At 77.3% G+C, this 1,315-nt stretch carries 1 protein-coding gene and 1 pseudogene; both read left to right on the forward strand.

Annotated features, from left to right (window positions below; translation table 11 throughout):
- Positions 1 to 5: 5 nt before the first annotated feature.
- Positions 6 to 878: an NUDIX hydrolase gene (locus tag AC5LUJ_RS22090; protein ID WP_493465660.1), complete on the forward strand. Its 873-nt coding sequence runs from the start codon at positions 6 to 8 to the stop codon at positions 876 to 878.
- Positions 875 to 1,315: pseudogene (locus tag AC5LUJ_RS22095) on the forward strand (molecular chaperone DnaJ); the annotation flags it as partial. The gene AC5LUJ_RS22090 and the pseudogene AC5LUJ_RS22095, both read left to right, overlap by 4 nt.

The raw sequence follows: 1,315 nt of genomic DNA on the forward strand, positions 1-1,315 counted from the left end.
CATCGGTGCGGGGGGAGCGGGAGGTCCCGGTGGCGGAGCGGGGCGGGCCGGCCCCGTACGACCCGCGTGCCTATGACCCGATCGCGGTCACCGTCGACGTGGTCGCTTTCACGATCCGTGATCAGTCGCGTGCGCGGGAAGCCGGTGGCCCGCCGGGCAGGCGTGCCCTGCACGTCCTGCTGGTGCGTCGCGGGGAGATGCCGTACGCGGGCCGCTGGTCCCTGCCCGGCGGTTTCGTGCGCGCCCACATCGCCGCGGACGGCACCCGGCGGGAGGAGGACCTGCCGCAGGCCGCCGTCCGCGAACTGGCCGAGGAGACCGGGCTCGCCGCGTCGGGCGACACCGCCGCCGTCCCGCATGACCTGGGGCGGGTTCACCTCGAGCAGCTCGGCACCTACGGCACGCCCGGACGCGACCCGCGCATGCGCGTCGTCTCCGTCGCCTACCTGGCCTTCGCGCCGGGCCTGCCCGACCCCACCGCCGGTGGGGATGCCCGCGCGGCCGCCTGGGTCCCGGTCGACGCGGCCGCCGTGACCGACCCGCCCGGGCTGGCGTTCGACCACGCCCGCATCCTCGCCGACGGCCTGGAGCGGGCCCGCGCCAAACTCGAGTACACGCCGCTGGCGACCGCGTTCGCCGGGGAGCGCTTCACCATCACCGAGCTGCGCGAGGTCTACGAAGCCGTGTGGGGGCAGCCCCTGCATCCCGGGAACTTCCACCGGAAGGTGCTGTCCGTGTCCGGTTTCGTCGAGGACACCGGTGCCACCACCGCCCGCGGCGGCGCCCGGGGCGGGCGCCGCGCCCGGCTCTACCGCGCCGGCACCGCCGGGCTGCTGCACCCCGCGCTGCTGCGCCCCGCCCGGGAGCGTGACACATGACAGCGGGCTTCACGGGCTCGGCCCGGCCGTCGGACGCACCGGGCCCGCTGCCGCAGCCCATCCCGGCCACGATCGACGAAGCCGTGCGGCTCATCCTGCGGGCCAGTGGCCCGTCGGCGCTGTTCGGGCAGGGCGGGGACGCTTCGGAGGCGGGCCTGCGCGCCGCCCGCCGCGCCTACCGGCGGCTGGCCCGCATGGTCCATCCCGACACGGTCCCGGCCGACCGGCGGCCGGACGCCCAGGCCGCCTTCACCCGGCTGGGCCGCCTGTGGGAGCGCCACCAGCGGGAGATCGCCGGAGGGGCGGCGGGCGGCCGGGGCGTCGTCGTCACCGGGAAGCACGTCTACACGGTCGGCGGGGTGTACGCCCGCGGCGACATCGCCACCCTGAGCGAGGCGACGTACACGGCTGTCGGCACCGGCGGCACCGGCGGCACC

This window comes from Protofrankia sp. CiP1_Cm_nod3 (assembly GCF_982290655.1).